Source organism: Mycobacterium sp. NGS68 (assembly GCF_059812195.1).
The window spans coordinates 1-22,588 of sequence record NZ_JCALCE010000056.1 but is presented as its reverse complement, the minus strand read 5'-3'; the positions used below and the strand labels follow the sequence as shown (position 1 = coordinate 22,588).

13 protein-coding genes and 1 pseudogene are annotated in these 22,588 nt (G+C 68.8%); 9 read left to right on the top strand and 5 right to left on the bottom strand.

Translation table 11 applies throughout. The features are described from left to right. The first annotated feature begins 6 nt into the window (after positions 1-6). The 6 genes and pseudogenes from AC5Y5V_RS30070 to AC5Y5V_RS30045 all read left to right on the top strand — a co-directional run bounded on the left by AC5Y5V_RS30070 (position 7) and on the right by AC5Y5V_RS30045 (position 12,551). Positions 7-1,203 carry an argininosuccinate synthase gene (locus AC5Y5V_RS30070; protein WP_499942603.1) on the top strand — a complete coding sequence of 399 codons (1,197 nt, stop codon included), beginning with the start codon at positions 7-9 and terminating at the stop codon, positions 1,201-1,203. A 79-nt stretch (positions 1,204-1,282) separates the two neighbouring features. Further along, the gene (argH, locus tag AC5Y5V_RS30065) at positions 1,283-2,695 is read left to right on the top strand and encodes an argininosuccinate lyase (protein ID WP_499942602.1); all 1,413 of its coding nucleotides are present in this window, start codon (positions 1,283-1,285) and stop codon (positions 2,693-2,695) included. 134 nt (positions 2,696-2,829) lie between these two features. Beyond that, on the top strand, positions 2,830-3,891 hold the full coding sequence (locus AC5Y5V_RS30060; protein WP_499942600.1) for a type III polyketide synthase: 1,062 nt from the start codon (positions 2,830-2,832) through the stop codon (positions 3,889-3,891). Between the two features lie 179 nt (positions 3,892-4,070). Then, positions 4,071-10,418, top strand: coding sequence for an SDR family NAD(P)-dependent oxidoreductase (locus tag AC5Y5V_RS30055; RefSeq protein WP_499942599.1), 6,348 nt, complete (start codon positions 4,071-4,073; stop codon positions 10,416-10,418). A 6-nt stretch (positions 10,419-10,424) separates the two neighbouring features. Then, a pseudogene (locus AC5Y5V_RS30050) lies at positions 10,425-11,906 on the top strand (beta-ketoacyl synthase N-terminal-like domain-containing protein); the annotation flags it as partial. Further along, positions 11,901-12,551, top strand: coding sequence for an acyl carrier protein (locus AC5Y5V_RS30045; protein WP_499942610.1), 651 nt, complete (start codon positions 11,901-11,903; stop codon positions 12,549-12,551). The pseudogene AC5Y5V_RS30050 and the gene AC5Y5V_RS30045, both read left to right, overlap by 6 nt. On the opposite strand, the gene AC5Y5V_RS30040 is transcribed toward AC5Y5V_RS30045, so the two are convergent. Together AC5Y5V_RS30040 and AC5Y5V_RS30035 are read right to left on the bottom strand one after the other, a co-directional pair. Beyond that, the gene (locus tag AC5Y5V_RS30040; protein WP_499942598.1) at positions 12,511-13,827 is read right to left on the bottom strand and encodes a cytochrome P450; all 1,317 of its coding nucleotides are present in this window, start codon (positions 13,825-13,827) and stop codon (positions 12,511-12,513) included. The two genes, AC5Y5V_RS30045 and AC5Y5V_RS30040, sit on opposite strands and share 41 nt — an antisense overlap. Beyond that, positions 13,824-15,596 (bottom strand): ABC-F family ATP-binding cassette domain-containing protein, encoded by a 1,773-nt coding sequence (locus AC5Y5V_RS30035; protein WP_499942596.1) that lies wholly within the window; start codon positions 15,594-15,596, stop codon positions 13,824-13,826. Before AC5Y5V_RS30035 ends, AC5Y5V_RS30040 begins: the two co-directional genes overlap by 4 nt. A gap of 608 nt (positions 15,597-16,204) precedes the next feature. Here AC5Y5V_RS30035 and AC5Y5V_RS30030 point away from each other — a divergent pair. Together AC5Y5V_RS30030 and AC5Y5V_RS30025 are read left to right on the top strand one after the other, a co-directional pair. Next, positions 16,205-19,183, top strand: a complete 2,979-nt coding sequence (locus tag AC5Y5V_RS30030) for an acyl-CoA synthetase (RefSeq protein ID WP_499942595.1) — start codon at positions 16,205-16,207, stop codon at positions 19,181-19,183. Beyond that, the gene (locus AC5Y5V_RS30025; protein ID WP_499942593.1) at positions 19,176-19,388 is read left to right on the top strand and encodes a Trm112 family protein; all 213 of its coding nucleotides are present in this window, start codon (positions 19,176-19,178) and stop codon (positions 19,386-19,388) included. The genes AC5Y5V_RS30030 and AC5Y5V_RS30025 overlap by 8 nt, the downstream gene beginning before the upstream one ends. Here AC5Y5V_RS30025 and AC5Y5V_RS30020 read toward each other — a convergent pair. Genes AC5Y5V_RS30020 through AC5Y5V_RS30010 form a run of 3 tightly spaced genes read right to left on the bottom strand, consistent with a single transcriptional unit; the run spans position 19,354 to position 21,490 of the window. Continuing rightward, the gene (locus AC5Y5V_RS30020) at positions 19,354-19,974 is read right to left on the bottom strand and encodes a TetR/AcrR family transcriptional regulator (protein ID WP_499942592.1); all 621 of its coding nucleotides are present in this window, start codon (positions 19,972-19,974) and stop codon (positions 19,354-19,356) included. The two genes, AC5Y5V_RS30025 and AC5Y5V_RS30020, sit on opposite strands and share 35 nt — an antisense overlap. Continuing rightward, positions 19,974-20,792: an ABC transporter permease gene (locus tag AC5Y5V_RS30015; protein WP_499942591.1), complete on the bottom strand. Its 819-nt coding sequence runs from the start codon at positions 20,790-20,792 to the stop codon at positions 19,974-19,976. Before AC5Y5V_RS30015 ends, AC5Y5V_RS30020 begins: the two co-directional genes overlap by 1 nt. Next, positions 20,726-21,490: an ABC transporter ATP-binding protein gene (locus tag AC5Y5V_RS30010; protein ID WP_499942589.1), complete on the bottom strand. Its 765-nt coding sequence runs from the start codon at positions 21,488-21,490 to the stop codon at positions 20,726-20,728. The genes AC5Y5V_RS30015 and AC5Y5V_RS30010 overlap by 67 nt, the downstream gene beginning before the upstream one ends. Positions 21,491-21,549: 59 nt before the next feature. On the opposite strand from AC5Y5V_RS30010, the gene AC5Y5V_RS30005 reads away from it, so the two are divergent. After that, positions 21,550-22,167: a DNA-3-methyladenine glycosylase gene (locus AC5Y5V_RS30005; protein ID WP_499942588.1), complete on the top strand. Its 618-nt coding sequence runs from the start codon at positions 21,550-21,552 to the stop codon at positions 22,165-22,167. Positions 22,168-22,588 lie beyond the last annotated feature (421 nt).

Sequence of the window (22,588 nt, the reverse complement as noted above, 5' to 3'; positions counted from 1 at the left end):
CGGTACATGTCAGAACGAGTCATCCTGGCGTACTCCGGCGGCCTGGACACCTCCGTGGCGATCAGCTGGATCGGCAAGGAGACGGGCCGCGAGGTCGTCGCGGTGGCGATTGACCTCGGCCAGGGCGGCGAGGACATGGAGCTGATCCGCCAGCGGGCGCTGGACTGCGGCGCCGTGGAGGCCGTCGTCGTCGATGCCCGCGACGAGTTCGCCGAGGGTTACTGCCTGCCCACCGTGCTGAACAACGCGCTCTACATGGACCGGTATCCCCTGGTTTCGGCGATCAGCCGGCCGCTGATTGTCAAGCACCTGGTCTCGGCCGCGCGGGAGCACGGCGGCAGCATCGTCTCGCACGGCTGCACCGGCAAGGGCAACGACCAGGTCCGCTTCGAGGTCGGATTCGCCTCGCTGGCACCGGATCTCGAGGTGCTGGCCCCGGTCCGCGACTACGCGTGGACCCGCGAGAAGGCCATCGCGTTCGCCGAGGAGAACGCCATCCCGATCAACGTCAGCAAGCGCTCGCCCTTCTCGATCGACCAGAACGTCTGGGGCCGCGCGGTGGAGACCGGCTTCCTCGAGCACCTGTGGAACGCGCCCACCAAGGACATCTACGCCTACACCGAGGACCCCACCGTCAACTGGAACACCCCCGACGAGGTCATCATCGGCTTCGAGCGCGGGGTGCCGGTGTCCATCGACGGCAGGCCGGTGTCGATGCTGCAGGCCATCGAGGAACTGAACCGCCGCGGCGGGGCGCAGGGCGTCGGGCGGCTGGACGTCGTCGAGGACCGGCTGGTCGGCATCAAGAGCCGCGAGATCTACGAGGCGCCCGGGGCCATGGTGCTGATCACCGCGCACACCGAGCTCGAGCACGTCACGCTGGAGCGCGAGCTGGCGCGGTTCAAGCGCCAGACGGACCAGCGCTGGGGCGAGCTGGTGTACGACGGCCTGTGGTACTCGCCGCTGAAGGTCGCGCTGGAGAGCTTCGTCGCCAAGACCCAGGAGCACGTCTCCGGCGAGGTTCGGCTGGTGTTGCACGGCGGCCACATCGCGGTCAACGGCCGGCGCAGCGCCGAGTCGCTGTACGACTTCAACCTGGCCACCTACGACGAGGGCGACACCTTCGACCAGTCGATGTCGAAGGGCTTCGTCTACGTGCACGGTCTGTCGTCCAAGCTTGCCGCGCGGCGGGACCTGCGGTGACCCCCTCCCCGCGAGCAGACGCAAAAGCACCCGACACGCCGGGCGCAGAGGAGCTTTTGCGTCTGCTCGGCGCGGGAAAGTGAGCACCAACGAGGGGTCCCTGTGGGGCGGCCGGTTCGCCGACGGTCCCGCCGACGCGCTGTCAGCGCTGAGCAAGTCCACCCACTTCGACTGGGTGCTGGCCCCCTACGACATCACCGCGTCGCGGGCCCACACCGTGGTGCTGTTCCGCGCGGGCCTGCTCACCGAGGAGCAGCGCGACGGGCTGCTGGCCGGCCTCGACAGCCTGGCCGAGGACGTCGCCGACGGCAGCTTCGGCCCGCTGGTCAGCGACGAGGACGTGCATGCCGCGCTCGAGCGCGGGCTGATCGACCGGGTCGGGCCGGAGCTGGGCGGCCGGCTGCGGGCCGGCCGGTCGCGCAATGACCAGGTCGCGACGCTGTTCCGGATGTGGCTGCGCGACGCGGTGCGCCGGGTCGCCGACGGCGTACTGGACCTCGTCACGGCCCTGGCCGGTCAGGCCGCCGCGCACCCGACGGCGATCATGCCGGGCAAGACCCACCTGCAGTCCGCCCAACCGATCCTGCTGGCGCATCATTTGCTGGCGCATGCCCACCCGTTGCTGCGCGACGTCGACCGCATCGTCGACTTCGACCGGCGCGCCGCGGTGTCTCCGTACGGCTCGGGGGCGCTGGCCGGCTCGTCGTTGGGCCTAGATCCGGACGCGATCGCCGCGGACCTGGGCTTCGCCGCCGCCGCGGACAATTCCGTGGACGCGACCGCGGCGCGGGACTTTGCCGCCGAGGCGGCCTTCGTGTTCGCCATGATCGGCGTCGACCTGTCCCGGCTCGCCGAGGACATCATCCTGTGGAGCTCGACGGAGTTCGGCTACGTCACGTTGCACGACTCCTGGTCCACCGGTAGCTCGATCATGCCGCAGAAGAAGAATCCGGACATCGCGGAGCTGGCACGCGGCAAATCCGGGCGGCTGATCGGAAACCTGGCCGGGTTGCTAGCCACACTGAAGGCCCAACCCCTGGCCTACAACCGCGACCTGCAGGAGGACAAGGAGCCGGTCTTCGACTCGGTGGCCCAGCTGGAGTTGCTACTGCCGGCGATGGCAGGCCTGGTGGCCAGCCTCACCTTCAACGTCGAGCGAATGGCCGAGCTGGCCCCGGCGGGCTACACGCTGGCCACCGATATCGCCGAATGGCTTGTGCGCCAAGGTGTCCCGTTTCGGTCCGCGCATGAGGCCGCCGGTGCCGCGGTCCGCACCGCCGAGCTGCGCGGCATCGGACTGCAGGAGCTGACGGACGACGAGCTCGCCGCCATCAGCCCCGAGCTGACGTCCCGGGTGCGCGAGGTGCTCACGATCGAGGGCTCGGTGTCCTCGCGCGACGCCCGGGGCGGCACCGCACCGGCGCGGGTTGCCGATCAACTGGATGCGGTCCGGGCAAGCTGTGACGTGCTCAGGACTCGGCTACTGCGATAGCCCACCTGGCGAGGACACCTGCATTATTTGCCAACTTTGCCCGTTCGCTGCAAGCCGACTAAACTTTGACCTTTGAGCGAACGATCGGGGTGAACCTTTCGGCCTAGATGTTACGTAACCAAGGGGTGGGACCAATGAGCGTGATCGCCGGTGTGTTCGGAGCCTTACCGCCTTACCGCTATACCCAAAAAGAGCTCACCGATTTTTTCGTCAGTGTTCCGGACTTCGCAGGATACGAGGACATCGTCCGGCAGCTGCACGCCAGCGCGAAAGTCAACAATCGCCACCTGGTGATGCCGTTGGAACGGTATCCGAGTCTGACCGACTTCGGCGAGGCCAACCGCATCTTTATCGACAACGCTGTGGACCTCGGCTGCGAGGCGCTCGTCGGCGCGCTTGACGACGCCGGGCTCAAACCCGAGGACCTCGACGTGCTGATCACGACCACGGTCACCGGTGTGGTGGTCCCGTCGCTAGATGCGCGGATCGCCGGGCGCCTCGGGCTGCGTCCCGACGTCAAGCGGGTTCCGCTGTTCGGGCTCGGGTGTGTGGCCGGGGCGGCGGGCGTGGCGCGCCTGAACGACTATCTGCGGGGTGCGCCGGACGCCGCCGCCGCCCTGATATCGGTGGAGCTCTGTTCCCTCACCTACCCGGGCTACAAGCCGTCCCTGGCCGGCCTGGTGGGCAGCGCGCTGTTTGCCGACGGCGCGGCGGCGGTGGTGGCCGTCGGTGAGCGACGCGCCGAGCAGGTGGGTGCCGGCGGCCCGACCATCGTCGACTCCCGCAGCCACTTGTACCCCGACTCGCTGCGCACCATGGGCTACGACGTCGGCACGACGGGGTTCGAGCTGGTGCTGTCGAAGGACATCGCGGGCGTGGTCCGCGAATACATCGCCGACGACGTCAGTGCGTTCCTGGGCGCGCACGGCCTGAGCACCACCGACATCGGTGGGTGGGTGAGCCATCCGGGGGGACCAAAGATCATCGAGGCCATCAACGAAAGCCTCGACCTGCAGCCGGAGGCCCTCGAGCTGACCTGGCGCTCGCTGGGCGATATCGGCAACCTGTCGTCGGCGTCGGTGCTGCACGTGCTGCGCGACACCATCGAAAAGCGGCCGCCGAGCGGAAGCCCCGGCCTGATGATCGCGATGGGCCCCGGATTCTGCTCCGAACTCGTCCTGCTGCGCTGGCACTGAAGCGCGCTTGTGGATTACCCCTCGTCCCCTAGCCATCGCCTGGAACTGGAAGGGTAAGGGTGATGGGACAATACGACTCTGGTGGGGGGTCTCCGAAAGGCGCGGGCCGTGGCTGGTGGTGCGAGTGATCCTAGGCTTATCGGCCGACATCGATTGAGCGACACGAGAGGTCTGGTCGGATGAGTAGCACTCAGGACGACCTGATTCGGGCGTTGCGCCAGTCGCTCAAGGAAAACGAGCGGTTGAAGCGCGAGAACCGCGAGTATCTGTCGCTCACGACCGAGCCGGTGGCGGTGGTGGGCATGGCTTGCCGGTACCCGGGCGGGGTGGACTCGCCGGAGGCCCTGTGGGACATGGTGGCCGCGGGACGCGACGTGGTCTCGGACTTTCCGGCGGACCGCGGCTGGGACGTGGCAGGGCTGTACGACCCGGATCCGGACGCGGTGGGCAAGTCGTACTCGCGCAGCGGCGGCTTTCTGGAGGACGTCGCCGGCTTCGACGCCGCCTTCTTCGGCATCGCGCCCAGCGAGGCGCTGGCGATGGATCCCCAGCAGCGGCTGCTGCTGGAGGTGTCGTGGGAGGCGTTGGAGCGGGCGGGCATCGACCCCCTGCGGCTGCGCGGATCCGCGACCGGCGTGTTCACCGGGGTGTTTCACGGCTCCTACGGCGGCCAGGGCCGGGTGCCCGGCGATCTGGAGCGGTACGGGCTGCGCGGCTCGACCCTGAGCATCGCGTCGGGGCGGGTGGCGTACGCGCTGGGGCTCGAAGGTCCCGCGGTGTCGGTGGACACGGCGTGTTCGTCGTCGCTGGTCGCGCTGCACCTGGCGGCGCAGTCCCTGCGGTCGGGCGAGAGCGACCTGGTACTGGCCGGTGGCGTCACCGTGATGGCGACACCCGCCATGTTCATCGAGTTCAGCCGTCAGCGGGCACTGTCCCCGGACGGTCGATGCAAGGCATACGCCGCGGCCGCCGACGGCACCACGTTCGCCGAGGGCGTCGGCGTGCTGGTGCTGCAGCGGCTGGCCGACGCGCAGCGGTCGGGACATCCGGTGCTGGCGGTGATCCGGGGTACGGCGGTGAATCAGGACGGCGCCTCCAACGGCCTGGCCACACCCAACGGCCCGGCGCAGCAGCGGGTGATCCGGGCGGCTTTGGCCAACGGACGGCTGGGCACCGGGGACGTGGATCTGGTGGAAGGGCATGGCACGGCGACCACGCTGGGCGATCCGATCGAGGCGCAGGCACTGGTGGCGACCTACGGCCAGGACCGGCCGCCGGATCGCCCGCTGTGGCTGGGATCGATCAAATCGAACATGGGGCACACGTCGGCCGCGGCCGGCGCGGCCGGGGTGATCAAGCTGGTGCAGGCGATGCGCCACGGAATGATGCCCAAGACCTTGCACGTGGATACGCCCACGCCGCATGTGGATTGGTCGGCGGGGGCCGTCTCGCTGCTGACCGAATCGCGACCGTGGCCCGACGTGGATCGGCCGCGCCGGGCGGGTGTGTCGTCGTTCGGCATCAGCGGCACCAACGCGCACGTCATCGTGGAACAGGCCCCTGACCAAGCCGCTGAACAGGCCCCTGACCAAGCCCCTGAGGCGCTGGAAAGCACTGCGGTGTCGCGTGATGTCGCCGATGCCGCCACGCCGTGGGTGTTGTCGGCACGCTCGGCGGAGGCCCTCGCGGGTCAGGCGCAGCGGCTGCTGGCGCACCTCGAGACGCATCCCGACCTGGCGCCCGACGACGTGGCGTGGTCGCTGGTCACCACCCGCGCGATGTTCGACCACCGCGCCGTGGTCGTCGGGTCCGACCGTGCGCACCTGACGGCCGGGCTGGCCGGACTCGCCGCCGGCGAGCCGGGTGCGGGCGTGGTGACCGGACGTGCCCGCGCGGCGGGAAAGACGGTGTTCGTGTTCCCCGGGCAGGGCTCGCAGTGGGTGGGCATGGGCGCCGAGTTGCTCGATGCGTCAAGCGTGTTCGCCGACCACATGCGCCGATGCGACAAGGCCCTCGGCGAACACGTCGACTGGTCGCTGATCGACGTCATCCGCGGGGCGCCGGGCGCTCCGGGGCTCGATCGGGTGGACGTGGTGCAGCCGGCGCTCTGGGCGGTCATGGTGTCGCTGGCCGAACTGTGGCGGTCCGTGGGCGTGGTCCCGGACGCGGTGATCGGCCATTCGCAGGGCGAGATCGCCGCCGCGTATGTCGCCGGCGGCCTGTCGCTGGAGGATGCCGCCCGGGTGGTGGCGCTGCGCAGCCGGCTGCTGGTGCAACTGTCCGGCGGCGGCGGCATGGTCTCGCTGGCCTGCGGGCTGGCGCGGGCCCAACAGCTGGTAGCACAATCCGGCGACCGGCTGAGCGTCGCCGCGGTCAATGGCGTATCGGCGGTGGCGGTTTCCGGAGCGGTGGACGCCGTGGAGGAGCTCATCCGGCGGTGCGAGGCGGAGGACGTCCGAGCTCGGCGTATCGATGTCGACTATGCGTCGCACTCGGCGCAGGTCGATGCGATCCGTGCGCCTCTGGCCGACGCGTTGATCGGCATCGAACCGCAATCCTCGGCGGTGGCTTTCTTCTCCACGGTGACCGGTGAGCTCATGGACACCGCCGGCCTGGGCGTCGACTACTGGTACCAGAGCATCCGGCGCACGGTGCAATTCGAGCGCGCGGTGCGCAGCGCCCACGCCGTCGGCCATCACACATTCATCGAATCCAGCCCCCATCCCGTGCTGGTTGCGGGCATAGAACAGACGCTGGCAGAGCTGAATCCGCCCATCGAGCCTAATGTCGTGCCGTCGCTCGGCCGTGATGACGGCGGCCTGGAACGGTTCTGGCTGTCCGTGGGCCAGGCCCACGTCGCTGGCGTGGCGGTGGATTGGCGCGCGGCCCTGGGCGGCCGCGGCGCCCGACGGGTCGACCTGCCGACCTACGCCTTTCAGCCGCAGCGGTTTTGGTTGCCCACGATGGCCGCCGGCGCGGGCGACCTGGCCGGGCTGGGGTTGGCCGGCGCCGGGCACGGCCTGCTGGGCGCCGTGCTGGAGCGGCCCGATTCCGGCGGGGCGGTGTTGACCGGTCGGCTATCGGTGGCCGCCCAGCCGTGGTTGGCCGATCATGCGGTGGCCGGGGTGGTCCTGTTCCCCGGCGCGGGCTTCGTCGAGTTGGCGCTGCGGGCCGGCGACCAGGTCGGCTGCTCGACGGTCGAGGAGCTGACGCTGTCCGCGCCGCTGCTGTTGCCTGCGGCCGACGGCGTCCAAGTGCAGGTGGTGGCCGGGGCGCCCGACGGCTCCGGTCGACGCAGTGTGTCGGTGTATTCGCTTGCAGCTCAGCCAGGTTCGGAATGGGCGTTGCACGCCGAGGGATCGCTGGGCACGGGCACGGTGCGGCCGGCTGGGGATTTGTCGGTGTGGCCGCCGGTGGGGGCGTCGGTGGTGGATGTTGGTGATGCGTATGGGGTGTTGGGTCGGCGGGGTTATGAGTATGGGCCGAGTTTTCGGGGTTTGCGGGGGTTGTGGCGTCGGGGTGTGGAGGTTTTTGCGGAGGTTGGTGCGGCTGAGGGTGTGGTGTTGGGGGGGTTTGGGATTCATCCGACGGTGTTGGATGCGGCGTTGCATGGGTTGGGGTTAGTGGGTGAGCAGGATCAGACGGTGTTGCCGTTTTCGTGGCAGGGGGTGTGTTTGCATGCGGCGGGGGCGTCGCGGGTGCGGGTGCGGATAGCGCCGGTGGGTAGTGGGGCGGTGTCGGTGGAGTTGGCCGATGGCGCGGGTTTGCCGGTCTTGTCGGTGCGCGAGTTGGTGGTTCGTCCGATCTCTGCCGGCGCCCTGACCGCGGCTTCACCGCGCGCCGGCGGTGGCCTGCTCGAGGTCACCTGGCCGCCGGTGTCGGTGGGGGGCGGCGCCCCGCCGGTGACGGTGTGGGAGCCGCCGGCGGGGAGCGACGTGGCGTCGGTCTATGCGGCCACGCACGAGGCATTGCAGGTGCTGCGCTCGTCGTTGGCCGACGACGGGGCGGATCTGCTTGTCGTAAAGACCTGTGGGGCGGTGGGTTTGGCGGGTGAGGATGTCACCGATCTGGCGGGTGCGGCGGTGTGGGGGTTGGTGCGTTCGGTTCAGGCCGAGCATCCGGGCCGGGTGGTGTTGGTCGACTCCGACGGATCGTTGGAGCTCGAGTCCGTGGTGGGTGGCGGTGAGCCGCAAGTGGTGGTGCGTTCGGGCGTCGCACACGCGGCCCGCCTGATTCCCGCCGGTGCGGGCGCGGTGCTGGAGCTCCCCTCCGGCGGGTGGCGACTGGCAGCTGGCGGTGGCGGCACGCTGGAGGATCTGGTGGTGCAGTCGCTGCCCCGGGTCGACCTTGGCGCCGGTCAGGTGCGGGTGTCGGTGGGCGCGGTTGGGGTGAATTTTCGGGATGTGTTGGTGGTGTTGGGGATGTATCCCGGGGGCGGCGAGTTAGGCGCCGAAGGTGCTGGGGTGGTTGTCGAGGTCGGGCCGGGTGTGGTGGGGCTGGCGGTCGGTGATGCGGTGCTGGGTTTGTTGGGGGTGGTGGGTTCTGAGGCGGTGGTGGATGCGCGGTTGGTGACTGCGGTGCCGTCGGGGTGGTCGTTGGAGCAGGCGGCCGGGGTTGCGGTGGTGTTTTTGACGGCGTGGTACGGGTTGTCGGTGCTGGCGGGTCTGGGGGCCACGGAGCGGGTGTTGATTCACGCGGGCACTGGTGGGGTGGGGATGGCGGCGGTGCAGTTGGCGCGGTATTGGGGTGCGGAGGTGTTTGTCACTGCGAGTCGTGGTAAGTGGGACACGTTGCGGGCGATGGGTTTTGACGACGAGCATATCGGGGATTCGCGGTCGTTGGAGTTTGAGCGGAAGTTTTTGGCGGCCACCGATGGCGCCGGGGTGGATGTGGTGCTTAATTCGCTGGCCGGTGAGTTCTTGGATGCGTCGCTGCGGTTGCTGACGCGTGGTGGGCGGTTCATTGAGATGGGCAAGACCGATCTGCGTGACCCGCAGGTGGTGGCGGCCGAACACGACGGGGTGCATTACCAGGCGTTCGATCTGATGGAGGCCGGTCCGGACGGCATCGCGGTGATGCTGGCCGAGTTGATGGCGCTGTTGGCCGCGGGTGTGTTGGCGCCATTGCCGGTCAAGGCGTTTGACGTGCGTGCTGCTGCGGCGGCGTATCGGTATGTCTCGCAGGCCCGTCAGATCGGCAAGGTGGTGCTGACCGTCCCGGACGGGCCCGGTGATGTGGTGTTGGCCGGTTCCGGGGGCGGGTTGGCCGGTTCCGCCGTGTTGATTACCGGGGGTACCGGGATGGCGGGTTCGGCGGTGGCTGCGCATTTGGTGGCGCGCTATGGCGTGGCGCATGTCGTGTTGGCCAGTCGTCGCGGTGGTGCGGGCGAGGGTGTGTCGGGGGTGGTCGCGGAGTTGGAGGCCGGTGGGGCGCGGGTGTCGGTGGTGGCGTGTGATGTGGCCGACCGGGAGGCGGTGGCGGGTCTTTTGGCGGGGTTGGATCCGCGGTATCCGCTTAAGGGTGTGTTTCATGCCGCGGGTGTGCTCGATGACGGGTTGGTCGAGTCGTTGACGTCGGAGCGGGTGGATGCGGTGTTGCGGGCCAAGGTGGATGGGGCGTGGCATCTGCATGAGCTGACCCGGGATCTGGATTTGTCGGCGTTCGTGATGTTTTCGTCGATGGCTGGGATCGTGGGCAATGCGGGGCAGGCGAACTATGCGGCGGCCAACGCGTTTTTGGACGCGCTGGCCACCCACCGGCGTGCCCAGGGGCTGGCCGGGTTGTCGGTGGCGTGGGGCCTGTGGGAACAAGCCAGCACCATGACCCGACACCTCGGCGATCACGACAAGGCCCGCATGAGCCGTGCCGGCCTCGCACCGATATCGACCATCCAGGCGCTGCAACTGTTCGACGAGGCGATGCTGGCCGACCGCCCGTTGCTGGTGGCCGCCCACCTGGACGGGGCGGGGCTCGGCGCGGCGGGCGCGGTACCGCCGATCCTTCGCGACCTGGCGACCCGCCCGGGACGACGCCTGGTGGCCGACGCCGACAGCGCTGCATCGCTTTCGGAACTGGCGACCAGGTTGGCTGGGCTTAGCCCCGAACAGCGACACCACCAGCTGGTGGAACTCGTATGCACCAACGCCGCAACCGTTCTGGGTCGTTCGGTTGCCGATCTCGGTGCGGACACTCCGTTCCAAGACCTCGGTTTCGACTCGCTGACCGCCGTCGAACTGCGCAATCGGCTCAAAAACGCCACCGGACTGACGCTTTCGCCCACCGTCATCTTCGATCATTCGACCCCCGGCGCGCTGGCCGAATACGTGGACGGACAAATCAGTTCCGCTGCGGTCGCCACCGACACACCCGCCGGTGCGCCGGACCGGTTGGCCCGCTTTGACGACGTCGCCCGGGAACTAGAATCGCTGATCAACCAGCCCGGCCTGAGCGAGGACGAAAAGGCGCGCCTGGATGCCCGGATTCGGGGCCTCTTGGATGCCCTGGGCGCTCCGCCGGCAGCGAGTTGAGTTGTCGTGCCAAGCACAGACATAGCAATCATCGGATTGGCGTGCAGGTTTCCCGGTGCCGCCAACCCCCGCGAATTCTGGCGCTTACTTCGCGACGGCGTAGAGGTCACCGACACCACCATCGACGACGTCGCCGAATTCGACGCCGACTTCTTCAAGATGTCGCCGCGTGAGGCCTGGGCGCTGGATCCGCGTCAGCGCCTGACCCTCGAGCTGACCTGGGAGCTGCTGGAAGACGCCGGGGTCGTGCCCGAATCCCTGTCCGGAGAACAGGTTGCGGTCTACCTCGGCGCGATGAACGACGATTACGCCTACCTCACCGTCCGCGACGCCCCGCACAACATCGATCATCACTCGTTCACCGGCGTCAGCCGCGGCATGATCGCCAACCGGATCTCCTACTTCTTCGGCCTGCATGGCGCCAGCATGACCGTCGACTCCGGCCAGTCGTCGTCGCTTGTCGCCGTGCACCTTGCCTGTGAAAGCCTGCGCGGTGGCGAGGCGCCCCTTGCGATAGCCGGTGGGGTCCATCTCAACATGGCCGACGAATCGGCCATGCTGGAAACGGAATTCGGGGCGCTGTCCAGCTCGGGCCATACGTATGCGTTCGACGAACGCGCCGACGGGTATGTGCGCGGTGAAGGTGCCGGCCTGGTTTTGCTGAAGCCGCTAAACGCCGCCCTCGACGACGGCAACCGGATCCGCGCGGTGATTCGGGGCAGCGCGACCGGCAACGCCGGGCACGGCCCGGTCGGGCTGGCGGTGCCCACCGTCTCCGGGCAGGTCACCGTCATCAGGCAGGCGTTGTCGGTAGCGGCTCTGGACGCCGACGATGTGGATTACGTTGAGGCACACGGTCCGGGCACCGAGATCGGAGACCCGATCGAGGCGACGGCGCTGGGGGAGATCTTCGCCGGCCGTAGGACTGGCCCGGTCAGCATCGGATCGGTGAAGACCAACATCGGCCACGGCGGGGGAGCCGCGGGGATCGCGGGCCTGATCAAGACCGTGCTTGCGATCGAAAACGGCGCAATTCCGGCGAGCCTCAACTACGCGCGTCCGGCTCCCGGTATCGCTCCCGAGATCCTCGGGCTGCGCATAAACACCGAGCTGACGACCTGGCCGGCGTCGGAAAGGCCGCGCCGGGCCGGAGTGTCGTCATTCGGCATGGGCGGCACCAATGCGCACGTCATCCTCGAGCAGGGCTCGGTGGCCGCGGAACGTGCCGTGGCCAAACGCGATAGCGGGCCGCTACCGTTCGTGTTGTCGGGCCGCTCCGAGGCGGCGTTGGTGAATCAGGCGGAACGACTGCTGGCGTGGTTGGGCGCCGACGACGGACTCGACCTGGCCGACGTGGCCTGGTCGTTGGCCACCACGCGAACGGTATTCGAGCATCGGGCGGTGGTGGTGGCCGAGGAGCGCGGGGCACTGATGCAGGGGTTGGCCGCGCTGGCCGCAGGTGAGCCCGCCACCAATGTCGTGATGGGCTCGCAGGACGTCGATTGGGCATTGTTGCACGATCTCGGCGCACGAGTGGTGGAGCTGCCGACGTACGGCTTCGTGCGGCAACGGTTTTGGCTGGGTTCCGAGGCGAGGGAAGCGCCGCCGTCGGCGCGGCACGCGGCCGACTTGGCCAGGCGGCTGCGGCAGCTGGAGCCCGCGGACCAACAACGCTATCTGGTCGAGCTGGTGTGCTCGCACGCAGCGAATGTCCTGTCCCATGCGAGCGGTCATGACATCCGGCCCGAACTTGCCTTCCAGGAACTGGGATTCGACTCGATGATCGGCGTTCAGCTGCGGAACCGCCTCAAGGCCGATACCGGGCTGGCATTGCCGCGGACCTTGATCTTCGACCATCCCACGCCGACGGCGGTGGCCGATCACCTGGCGCAGCAACTGCTGCACGGACCCGACGAGCAGTCCGAGGAGGACCGGATCTGGTCCTCGCTGAATAGGATTCCGCTGTCCGAACTTCGACGCACCGGATTGCTCGACAAGCTCTTGCTCCTGGCCGGCGAGCCCGAGATGTCGCTGCCCGACCCGGCCGTCAGCGACGACGTCATCGACGCGCTGAGCCCGGATGCCCTGATCGCTATGGCGCTGGATTCGAGGGAAGACGCTGACGGTCAGTGACCTCGACGGTCAGGCCCGGGTGCGGCGACAACGCGGCGAAGTTGGCCGGACGGATACGCTGGCTCGCCAGCCGCAGCCTGGTCCTGGCGATCAGGCGGGCGAGCATCACCGTCATTTCCGTGATCGCCATCACCGATCCGATGCAACGATGCAGCCCGCCACTGAACGGAATGAATTCGTGTGGCGCGGGCTTGCGGTAACCCGGTGCCGCCGGATCCCAGCGCTCGGGACGGAACTCCGTTGGCTGCGGCCAGATCTCGGGCTGTCGGTGGGTGACGTAGGCGCTGAAGATCAGCAGCCGTCCCGCGCGGATGCGGTGTCCGCCGAACGACAGGTCACGAATCACCCTGCGCGCGGAGATGACCGCCGGTGAATAGAGCCGAAGCGTTTCTTGCACAACCCCGTTGAGGTAGGTGAGCCCGTCGAGGTCACCGGCCGTCGGTGGACGGTCGCCGAGAACGCGCCGTAGCTCTTCGCCCGCGGTGTCCCAGGCGCCCGGTAGGGTCAGCAGCGTGAAGGCCGCCCACGCCAGCGCGGCGCTGGTGGTCTCATACCCGGCGGTGATCATCGAGATGACCTGGTCGCGAATCTCGTTGTCGCCCAGTGCATAACCCTCGTCGCCACGACCGTTGATCAACATGGCCAGCATGTGGTCGTCGGGCCTGGGGTCGGATCGCGCGGCGGCGACCTGGCCGTCGACGAGGTCGTTGATGCGCGCGCGGGCGGCCATCCCACGCCGCCAGGCCGGCGAGTTGAGCCGACGTTGCAGCGCCACCACCTGCGGCAGCCGATGCGTCAGGTCCAGCAGGGGCTGCAGCTGTTCGCCGAGAAAGTCGGAATGCGCGGCCAGGCGTTGGCCGAACAGCGACTCGGCGGTGCTGCGCCGCACCGCCGAGCGGAACTGCTGGTGTAGGTCCAGCCGCTGCCCGGGCCGCCAGCCGTCGATCACCGAGTCAATGTTGGACACCATCGTCTGCACGTAGTGCTGGATCTCCCGGTGCCGCAGGCCCGGAGCCACCACGCTGCGGCGTCGTCGATGGTCTTCGCCGTCGCTGACGATCAGCGCCGTGCCGCCGTCGACGATCGCCAGGTTCTCGAACGTCTCGCGCCAACTGAACGCGTCGGCATTGGCGAACACGAACTTGTTCGCCTCGGCGCCAAGAAGATACGTGAAGCCGTGTCGCCCGATGCCGGCGTTGTGCACCGCGCCGCGCCGCCGGTACAGCGCCAGCAGCGCCTCTGCCGGCCGGTAGGGCACCGGTTGATAGCCGGTCATTCCAGCACCTCCGACAGCTCCAGCCAGCGTGCCTCGACCGCGGCCACGTCGTCTTCGAGCCCGCGCAACTCCTGGGTCAGGCGGGTGATGCCGACGTGATCGGACTGATCGTGCTCGGCGAGTTCGGTGTGCTTGCCCGCGATCCGGTCGGCCAGCCGGGCCAGCTGGCGGTCGGCGGCGGCCAGCTCCTTCTCCGCCGCGCGCCGCTGCGCACCCGACATCGCCTGCGGTGCAGCGGCTTGCGGCGCGACCGGCGTCGTCGGAACCTGGGACGCGGCCAGCCGGAGATACTCGTCGATGCCGCCCGGCAAGTGCCGTAGCCGCCCACCCAGAATCGCGTACTGCTGATCGGTGACGCGTTCGAGGAGATACCGGTCGTGCGAGACGACGATCAACGTGCCCGCCCAGGAGTCGAGCAAATCTTCGGTGGCCGTGAGCATGTCGGTGTCCACGTCGTTGGTGGGCTCGTCGAGCAGCAGCACGTTGGGCTCGGACAGCAGCGTCAGCATGAGCTGTAGCCGGCGTCGCTGACCGCCGGAAAGTTCGTCGACGCGGGCCGACAGTTGACCGCGCGCGAAGCCGAGCCGTTCCAGCAGCTGGGTCGGGGTGACGTCACGGCCTTCGACCTCGTAGCCGGAGCGCAGGCGGCCCAGCACGTCGGCGATCCGGTCGCCCGCCAGCGCCGTCAGCGCGTCACCCTGCTGGTCCAGCACCGCCAGCTGGACGGTCTTGCCGCGCTTGACGCGCCCGGTGTCCGGTTCGATGGTGCCCGCGATCAGGCCGAGCAGAGTGGACTTCCCGGCGCCGTTCGCTCCGACGATTCCGGTGCGTTCACCGGGAGCGATCCGCCATTCGATATCGCGCAGCACCGGCCGGCCGTCGAACGACACGGATACGTCGAGCAGGTCGATGACGTCCTTGCCCAGCCGGGTGGTGGCCAGCTTGGCCAACTCCACCGCGTTGCGCAGCGGCGGCACGTCGGCGATCAACTGGTTGGCGGCCTCGATCCGGAACTTCGGCTTCGACGTCCGAGCCGGTGGGCCGCGCCGCAGCCAGGCCAGCTCCTTGCGCATCAGGTTCTGGCGCTTGGCCTCCGTCGCGGCGGCCATTCGGTCGCGCTCGACGCGCTGCAGCACGTAGGCGGCGTAACCGCCCTCGAATGGTTCGACGATGCCGTCGTGCACCTCCCACGTCGTCGTGGCGACCTCGTCGAGGAACCACCGGTCGTGGGTGACCAGCAGCAGCCCGCCGCTGTTGCGGGCCCAGCGCTGGTTGAGGTGGCCGGCCAGCCAGGTGATGCCTTCGATGTCGAGGTGGTTGGTCGGCTCGTCGAGCGCGATCACGTCCCACTCGCCGATCAGCAACTGAGCCAGCTGAACGCGACGCCGCTGACCGCCGCTGAGTGTGCCGATCGTTGCGTTCCAAGCGATGTCGGAGACCAAGCCGTCGACCACGTCGCGTATTCGTGCGTCGCCCGCCCACTGGTGTTGTGGTTGGTCACCGACCAGCGTCCAGCCGACGGTGCGCCCGGGGCCCAAGGTGTCCGCCTGGCTCAGCGCGCTGACCCGCAGGCCGCCGCGCCGGGTGACGCGGCCGGCGTCGGGCCTGAGTTGGCCGGTGAGCAACCGCAGCAGGCTGGACTTGCCGTCACCGTTTCGCCCCACGATGCCGATGCGGGCGCCGTCATTGACGCCGAGCGTCACGGCACCGAAGACCACCTTGGTCGGGTATTCCAGGTGGATGGCTTCGGCTCCGAGCAGGTGCGCCACCGGGCCAAAGTTACCGGCATGAGGGAGCCGGGGGATTAGGTGGCTGCGGCGAGAGCACCCGGGCTCGCGGCGGGGCCGCATCGGCTTCACGAGTCCCACGGGTCACAAGAAAGTCGGCTAACCGGGCACTTTTTGTGAGTCAACGCGCGCTCAGCGTGAACCCAGTGCCCGGAAGGTGGCCACCCCGTTTAGGGGCGGGGCGCCTCGCACGCCACTAGGCGTTAAGGATTAAGCCAGACCCGGAGGTCGGCACTAAAGAGGTCGCCCCGCCATCGTCGATTCTGGCAATTGGGGGCGGCTTCGGCAAGGGCCGCGAGCACTCGTCATCGGCACTGCGCTGAGGGCGTGGTTTTCGCCGGCGACCACGCCGTGGACGAGGCCGGGCGCCGTCACCGCAGACTCGGCGCCGCGGCCCCGAGCGTGCCGACCGCGCCGTGAACGCACGGCGGCGCCACCACCGCAACCCGCACCGTTGACGCGCGCACCGAAGCCGAGGCGACTCGAACCTCATCCCCAAGCGAATGTGCCATGATGTCCAGGCTGGTCAAGACCAGAGTGAAGGCCTAGTCAGAGAGCCGTCAGGAGCACTAGTGGATCTCAATTTGTCGATGGTCACACGACCGGTCGAGCGCCTCGTCGCTACGGCGCAGAACGGTCTGGAAGTCCTTCGATTGGGCGGGCTGGAGACCGGCAGCGTTCCGTCGCCGTCGCAGGTCGTCGAGAGCGTGCCGATGTACAAGCTCCGACGGTACTTCCCGCCGGACAACCGTCCCGGGCAGAAAAAGGTCGGCCCGCCGGTGCTGATGGTGCACCCGATGATGATGTCGGCCGACATGTGGGACGTCACCCGCGAGGACGGTGCGGTGGGCATCCTGCACGCCAAGGGGCTGGACCCCTGGGTCATCGACTTCGGCTCGCCCGACAAGGTGGAGGGCGGCATGCGCCGCAACCTGGCCGACCACATCGTCGCGCTCAGCGAGGCGATCGGCACGGTCAGGGACGCCACCGGCCAAGACGTGCACCTGGTCGGATACTCGCAGGGCGGGATGTGGTGCTACCAGGTCGCGGCATATCGCCGTTCCAAAGACCTCGCCAGCATCGTGGCCTTCGGCTCGCCGGTGGACACGCTGGCGGCGCTGCCCATGGGCCTGCCGCCCAACCTGGCTCCGGCCATGGCGGACTTCATGGCCGACCACGTCTTCAACCGGCTGAACATCCCAAGCTGGATGGCGCGCACCGGTTTTCAGATGATGGACCCGCTCAAGACCGCGAAGGCCCGGGTCGATTTCGTGCGCCAGCTGCATGACCGTGAGGCTCTCCTCCCGCGCGAGCAGCAACGCCGGTTCCTGGAGCGCGAAGGGTGGATCGCCTGGTCCGGCCCGGCGATCTCCGAGCTACTCAAGCAGTTCATTGCGCACAACCGGATGATGACCGGCGGCTTCGCCATCAACGGCCAAATGGTCACGCTGACCGACATCACCTGCCCGATCCTCGCGTTCGTCGGCGAGGTTGACGACATCGGCCAGCCGGCAGCGGTGCGCGGCATCCGGCGGGCGGCGCCCAACGCCGAGGTCTACGAATACCTCATCCGTACGGGCCATTTCGGTCTCGTCGTCGGTTCCAGGGCGGCCCGCGAGAGCTGGCCCACGGTCGCGGAGTGGGTGCGCTGGGTGTCCACCGGCGGCGACAAACCGGCCAGCATCGACCTGATGCCCGACCAGCCGGAGGAACACACCGACAGCGGCGTCGCGTTCAGCTCGCGGCTCGCGCACGGCATCGGCGAAGTGTCCGAGGCGGCGCTGGCGCTGGCCCGCGGCGCGGCGGACGCGGTGGTCGCGGCGCAGAAGTCCGTGCGGACCCTTGCGGTGGAGACGGCCCGCACGCTGCCGCGGCTGGCGCGCCTCGGACAGCTCAACGACCACACCCGAATCTCGCTGGGCCGCATCATCGACGAGCAGGCGCACGAGGCCCCGCAGGGCGAGTTCCTGCTGTTCGACGGCCGTGTGCACACCTATGAGGCCGTGAACCGGCGCATCAACAACGTCGTCCGCGGGCTGATCGAGGTCGGGGTGCGCCAGGGTGACCGCGTCGGCGTGCTGATGGAGACACGGCCCAGCGCTCTGGTCGCCATCGCGGCGCTGTCCCGGCTCGGCGCGGTCGCCGTGGTGATGCGGCCCGACGCCGACCTCGCCGAAACGGTCCGGCTCGGGGGAGTGACCGAGATCCTGACCGACCCCACCAACCTGACCGCCGCCAGCACGTTGCCGGGTCAGATACTGGTGCTCGGGGGTGGCGAGTCACGCAATTTGGACTTGCCCAAAGGCTCCGACCAGGCCCAGATCATCGACATGGAGCAGATCGACCCCGACGCCGTCGAACTGCCCGCGTGGTACCGGCCCAACCCGGGGTTGGCGCGGGACCTGGCCGCCATCGCATTCAGCACGGCCAGCGGCGAACTGGTCGCCAAGCAGATCACCAACTACCGCTGGGCGGTGTCCGCGTTCGGAACCGCGTCGGCGGCGGGCCTGGACCGCAAAGACACCGTGTACTGCCTGACGCCGCTGCACCACGAATCGGCGCTGCTGGTGAACCTGGGCGGCGCCGTCGTCGGCGGCACTCGCATCGCGCTGTCGCGCGGTCTGCAGCCGGACCGGTTCGTCCAGGAGATACGGCAATACGGCGTCACGGTCGTGTCCTACACGTGGGCCATGCTGCGCGAGGTCGTCGACGACCCCGCCTTCGTGCTGCAGGGCAACCACCCGGTGCGGCTGTTCATCGGCTCGGGCATGCCGACCGGCTTGTGGGACCGCGTCGTCAACGCGTTCGCGCCCGCGCACGTCGTCGAGTTTTTCGCCACCACCGACGGCCAGGCGGTGCTGGCGAACGTGTCCGGCGTCAAGGTTGGGAGCAAGGGACGTCCACTGCCGGGCGCCGGCCGCGTCGAACTCGGGGCCTACGACGCCCAACATGACCTGATCCTGGAGGACGATCGCGGCTTCGTGCAGGTCGCCGACGTCAACCAGATCGGCGTGCTGCTCGCGCAGTCCAACGGGCCGATCGATCCGACCGCGTCGGTCAAGCGCGGCGTGTTCGCCCCCGCCGACACCTGGATCTCGACCGAATACCTGTTCCGCCGCGACGAGGACGGCGACTACTGGCTCGCGGGCCGCCGCGGCGCCGTCGTCCACACCAAACGGGGGATGGTCTACGCCGAGCTCGTCACCGACGCGCTGGGGCTCATCAACGGCGTCGACCTCGCGGTGACCTACCAGGTGACGGTGGGCACCCGGCAACTCGCGGTATCGGCGGTCGCGCTGCTGCCGGGAGCCACCATCACCGCGGGTGACCTGATCGTGGCCGTCGCCGGCATGCCCGTCGGCCTGGGTCCCGACATCGTGCATGTGGTGCCGAAGATGCCGATCAGCCCCACGACCTACCGACCGACCGTCAGCGCCCTGCGTGCGGCCGGGGTGCCCAAAGCGGGACGGCAGGCCTGGTACTTCGACTCCGACGGCAAGGAGTTCCGGCGGCTGACCCCGGCGGCCCGGTCGGAACTGATCGGCGAGCAGAAGCACACCGATGCTTGACAATTCATTGCTGAGCATCCTGGTCTGTCCGGCCGACCGCGGACCGCTGGTGCTAGTTGATGACGTTCTCTACAACCCGCGGCTGCGGCGCGCCTACCGGATCGAGGACGGCATTCCGGTGCTGCTGGTGGACGAGGCCCGAGACGTCGACGACGACGAGCACGCCCGGCTCATGGCACGAGCCCGCCCGGCAGATCCCCAGTGAGATAGCGCTGCAGGTTCGGCGCGATGGTCTGCACGATCTGCTCGGTGGGCAGCGACGCGAACGGCTCGAGTTTGAGGATGTGCCGAGCCATGACCACACCCATCAGCTGGGTCACGACGAACTGCGCGCGAATCCGCCCCGTCCCAGGCGGGTTGTCGACCCGCGTACCCACCTCTTCGGTGACGATCTCTTGCAGATAGGAACGCGCGAAATCGATGTCGTCCCCGCTGATCAGCGACCGCAGCGCCGCGGTGAAGCCAAGCTGGGAGTCCCACAGTGGCAGCAACACGGACGGCAACATCAACCCGAGTTCCTCGATGGGCGTCTCGCGCATGGGCGTCAGCACCAGCATGGGATCGATCGGAATCTGGATCGCCGCGGTGAACAGGCGCTGTTTGTTGCCGTAGTAGTGATGTACCAGGGCCGGGTCCACACCCGCCGATGCCGCGACGGCCCGAATCGACGTCCGTTCAATACCTTTGTGGGCGAATAGCTCTCGCGCACTTTTTAAGATCCGTTCGCGAGTGTCGGAGTTTCCCGCCGGGCGGCCGGGCCGGCGGGATCCCGATTTGCCGGGCGCCGCCACTACGCGGTCCGACGCCGCAACGTCACCGCCGCCAGGCACAGGGACGCGACCGCGAAGGCCAGGACCACGACGATGTCACGCACCGCGGTGTGGGTGAGTTCCGGATGTGCGCCAACCTGCTGGAGGGCCTCCAGCGCGTAGCTGGCCGGCATCACGTTGCTGATCCATTCCAGCCAGTGTGGCATTGCATGGCGCGGGACGATCACCCCGGCGAGCAGCAGCTGCGGCACCATCACCAGGGGAATGAACTGCACGGCCTGGAACTCGGTGCGGGCGAAGGCGCTGAACAGCAGCCCCAGCCCCACGCCCAGGACCGCGTTGGCGATCGCGATCACGAACACCCACACCGCGCTGCCCGCAGGATCGAATCCCAGCCACCAGAACGACACCAGGCACGACAGGACCGCCTGCGCTGCGGCCGCGATCGAGAACGCGGTGCCGTAGGCCAGCAGCAGATCGAGCCGGCGCAGCGGTGTGGTCAGGAGTCGCTCCAAGGTTCCCGAGGCGCGCTCGCGCTGCATCGTGATCGACGTGATGATGAACATCAGGAACAGCGGGAACAGGCCCAGCAGGATCAGGCAGGCGTTGTTGAACGGCGTCGGGGTGCCCGGGCGGTGCGGGACGTTCTGGAACATGAAGTACATCAGCGTGATAACCAGGACTGGCACCAGCAGGATCATCGCGACGCTGCGGTGGTCGGCGGCCAACTGCCGCAATATCCGTGCCGTGCTGGATGTGTAGCCCTTGATTCCTATCCGGCTTGGGGCACGGTGCTGCGTTGGATGATCGACAGAAACGCTTCCTCCAGTGACGTGCATCCGGTGTCCTCTCGTAGTTGGGTCGGGGTGGTGTGCGCGACGAGGTGGCCATCGCGCATCAGCAGGAGGTCACCGCAGTGGTCGGCCTCGTCCATCACGTGGCTGGAGACAAGCAGCGTCGTGCCACCCCTGGCGAGCTCGGTGAACTGCTTCCAAAGGTCCACACGCAGCACGGGATCCAGGCCCACCGTGGGTTCGTCGAGCACCAGCAGGTCGGGCTTGCAGACCAGCGCGCAGGCCAGGGACACGCGTGTGCGCTGACCGCCGGACAGGTTGCTGCAGAACGCGGTTCGGTGATCCGCCAGGCCCACGCGGTCGACGGCTTCGTCGGCCGCGTCGGCGTCGTAGCCGTACAACGCGGCGAAGTACCGGACGTTGTCGATGATCCGCAGGTCCAGGTACACGGTCGGGTCCTGCGGCACGTATCCCACGCGACGGTGCAATGCGGCAGACCCCGCCGGATGGCCGAGCACGGTGACGCTGCCCGAGGCGACGATCTGGGTGCCGACGATGCTACGCATCAGCGTGCTCTTGCCGCAGCCCGACGGACCCAGCAACCCGGTGATGCTGCCGCGCGCGATGTCGACCGAGAAGTCGTGCAGCGCAGGGCGTTTGCCGCGAACCACGCGCAGGTGCTCGATGCTGACGGCGGGGCCGGAGCCCGTCGCCGCTAATTCATCACGTGATGAAGTCATCATACGATGAATAATCGACCCGCTCCGGATGCTTGTCAAGGGCGCGAGGCAGAATCTGTCCGGTGAGCACCGCAAGAGAAGCGCTCGACGTCGATCCGGTAGCCGCCGCGCAACGACTGCTCGGTGCCACGCTCGCCGGGCGCGGCGTGCGCGCGGTCGTCGTCGAGGTCGAGGCGTACGGCGGGGTTCCCGACGGGCCCTGGCCGGACGCCGCCGCGCATTCCTACCGCGGCCGCAGCGGCCGCAACGCCGTCATGTTCGGGCCGCCCGGGCGGCTGTATACGTACCGCAGCCACGGGATCCACGTCTGCGCCAACGTCGCCTGCGGACCCGACGGCACCGCAGCCGCCGTGCTGCTGCGGGCGGCCGTCGTCGAGGACGGCGCGCCGCTGGCTCAGGCCCGGCGCGGCGCGGCGATCCGTCCCGTCGGGCTGGCCCGAGGGCCGGGTAACTTGTGCTCCGCGTTGGGAATCACCATGGAGGACAACGGGATCGACCTATTTGACCCCGCCAGTCCGGTGACCATGACGCTGAACGAGGCGCACGGCGCCGTGGCGGGACCGCGCGTGGGAGTCAGCCAGGCCGCGGACCGGCCCTGGCGATTGTGGCTGCCGGGACGGCCGGAGGTGTCGGCGTACCGGCGCAGCCCGCGGGCACCCGCGCCGGGCGCGAGTGATTGACGGGCGTGTTCGATAAACGGGTTGGCCGCGGCGGGTACGGGCTTCATCTGTTCCGGCGTGGGCCGGCCCGTCGCGTGCCCGTCGCGCGGCCCGGCCCGTCGCGCCCGGCGCGCCCGGCGTGGCCCGGCCCGTCGCGCCCGGCGCGCGCCCGCGAGGGCGCCCAAATTTGCGTGAAATCGCTGGTGGAGCCCCCACTTTGGGGCCTCTCGCCGCGGCGCTGCGTTGGTCTCGAACCCCAGGCGTCACAAGAAAATCGGCACAAGGCTTTTTGCCCACCTATCAGCGACACCGTGTCGCGCGAAGGTGGGCAAACCCGCGCATGCCTGCCGACGGAGAACAGAGTGACAGATGGGACTAGCCGGCGCCGCGCTCGCGGTCGCCTACGCCTGATGCTGGCGACCCGCTTCGCCCGGCTCCGCCG

Bases quoted from the DNA above. Each gene is read 5' to 3' on its own strand.
- AC5Y5V_RS30070 (WP_499942603.1), top strand. From the start codon at position 7: ATGTCAGAACGAGTCATCCTGGCGTACTCCGGCGGCCTGGACACCTCC.
- AC5Y5V_RS30060 (WP_499942600.1), top strand. From the start codon at position 2,830: ATGAGCGTGATCGCCGGTGTGTTCGGAGCCTTACCGCCTTACCGCTAT.
- AC5Y5V_RS30055 (WP_499942599.1), top strand. From the start codon at position 4,071: ATGAGTAGCACTCAGGACGACCTGATTCGGGCGTTGCGCCAGTCGCTC.
- AC5Y5V_RS30045 (WP_499942610.1), top strand. From the start codon at position 11,901: ATGGGCTCGCAGGACGTCGATTGGGCATTGTTGCACGATCTCGGCGCA.
- AC5Y5V_RS30040 (WP_499942598.1), bottom strand. From the start codon at position 13,827: ATGACCGGCTATCAACCGGTGCCCTACCGGCCGGCAGAGGCGCTGCTG.
- AC5Y5V_RS30030 (WP_499942595.1), top strand. From the start codon at position 16,205: ATGGTCACACGACCGGTCGAGCGCCTCGTCGCTACGGCGCAGAACGGT.
- AC5Y5V_RS30025 (WP_499942593.1), top strand. From the start codon at position 19,176: ATGCTTGACAATTCATTGCTGAGCATCCTGGTCTGTCCGGCCGACCGC.
- AC5Y5V_RS30015 (WP_499942591.1), bottom strand. From the start codon at position 20,792: ATGCACGTCACTGGAGGAAGCGTTTCTGTCGATCATCCAACGCAGCAC.
- AC5Y5V_RS30010 (WP_499942589.1), bottom strand. From the start codon at position 21,490: ATGATGACTTCATCACGTGATGAATTAGCGGCGACGGGCTCCGGCCCC.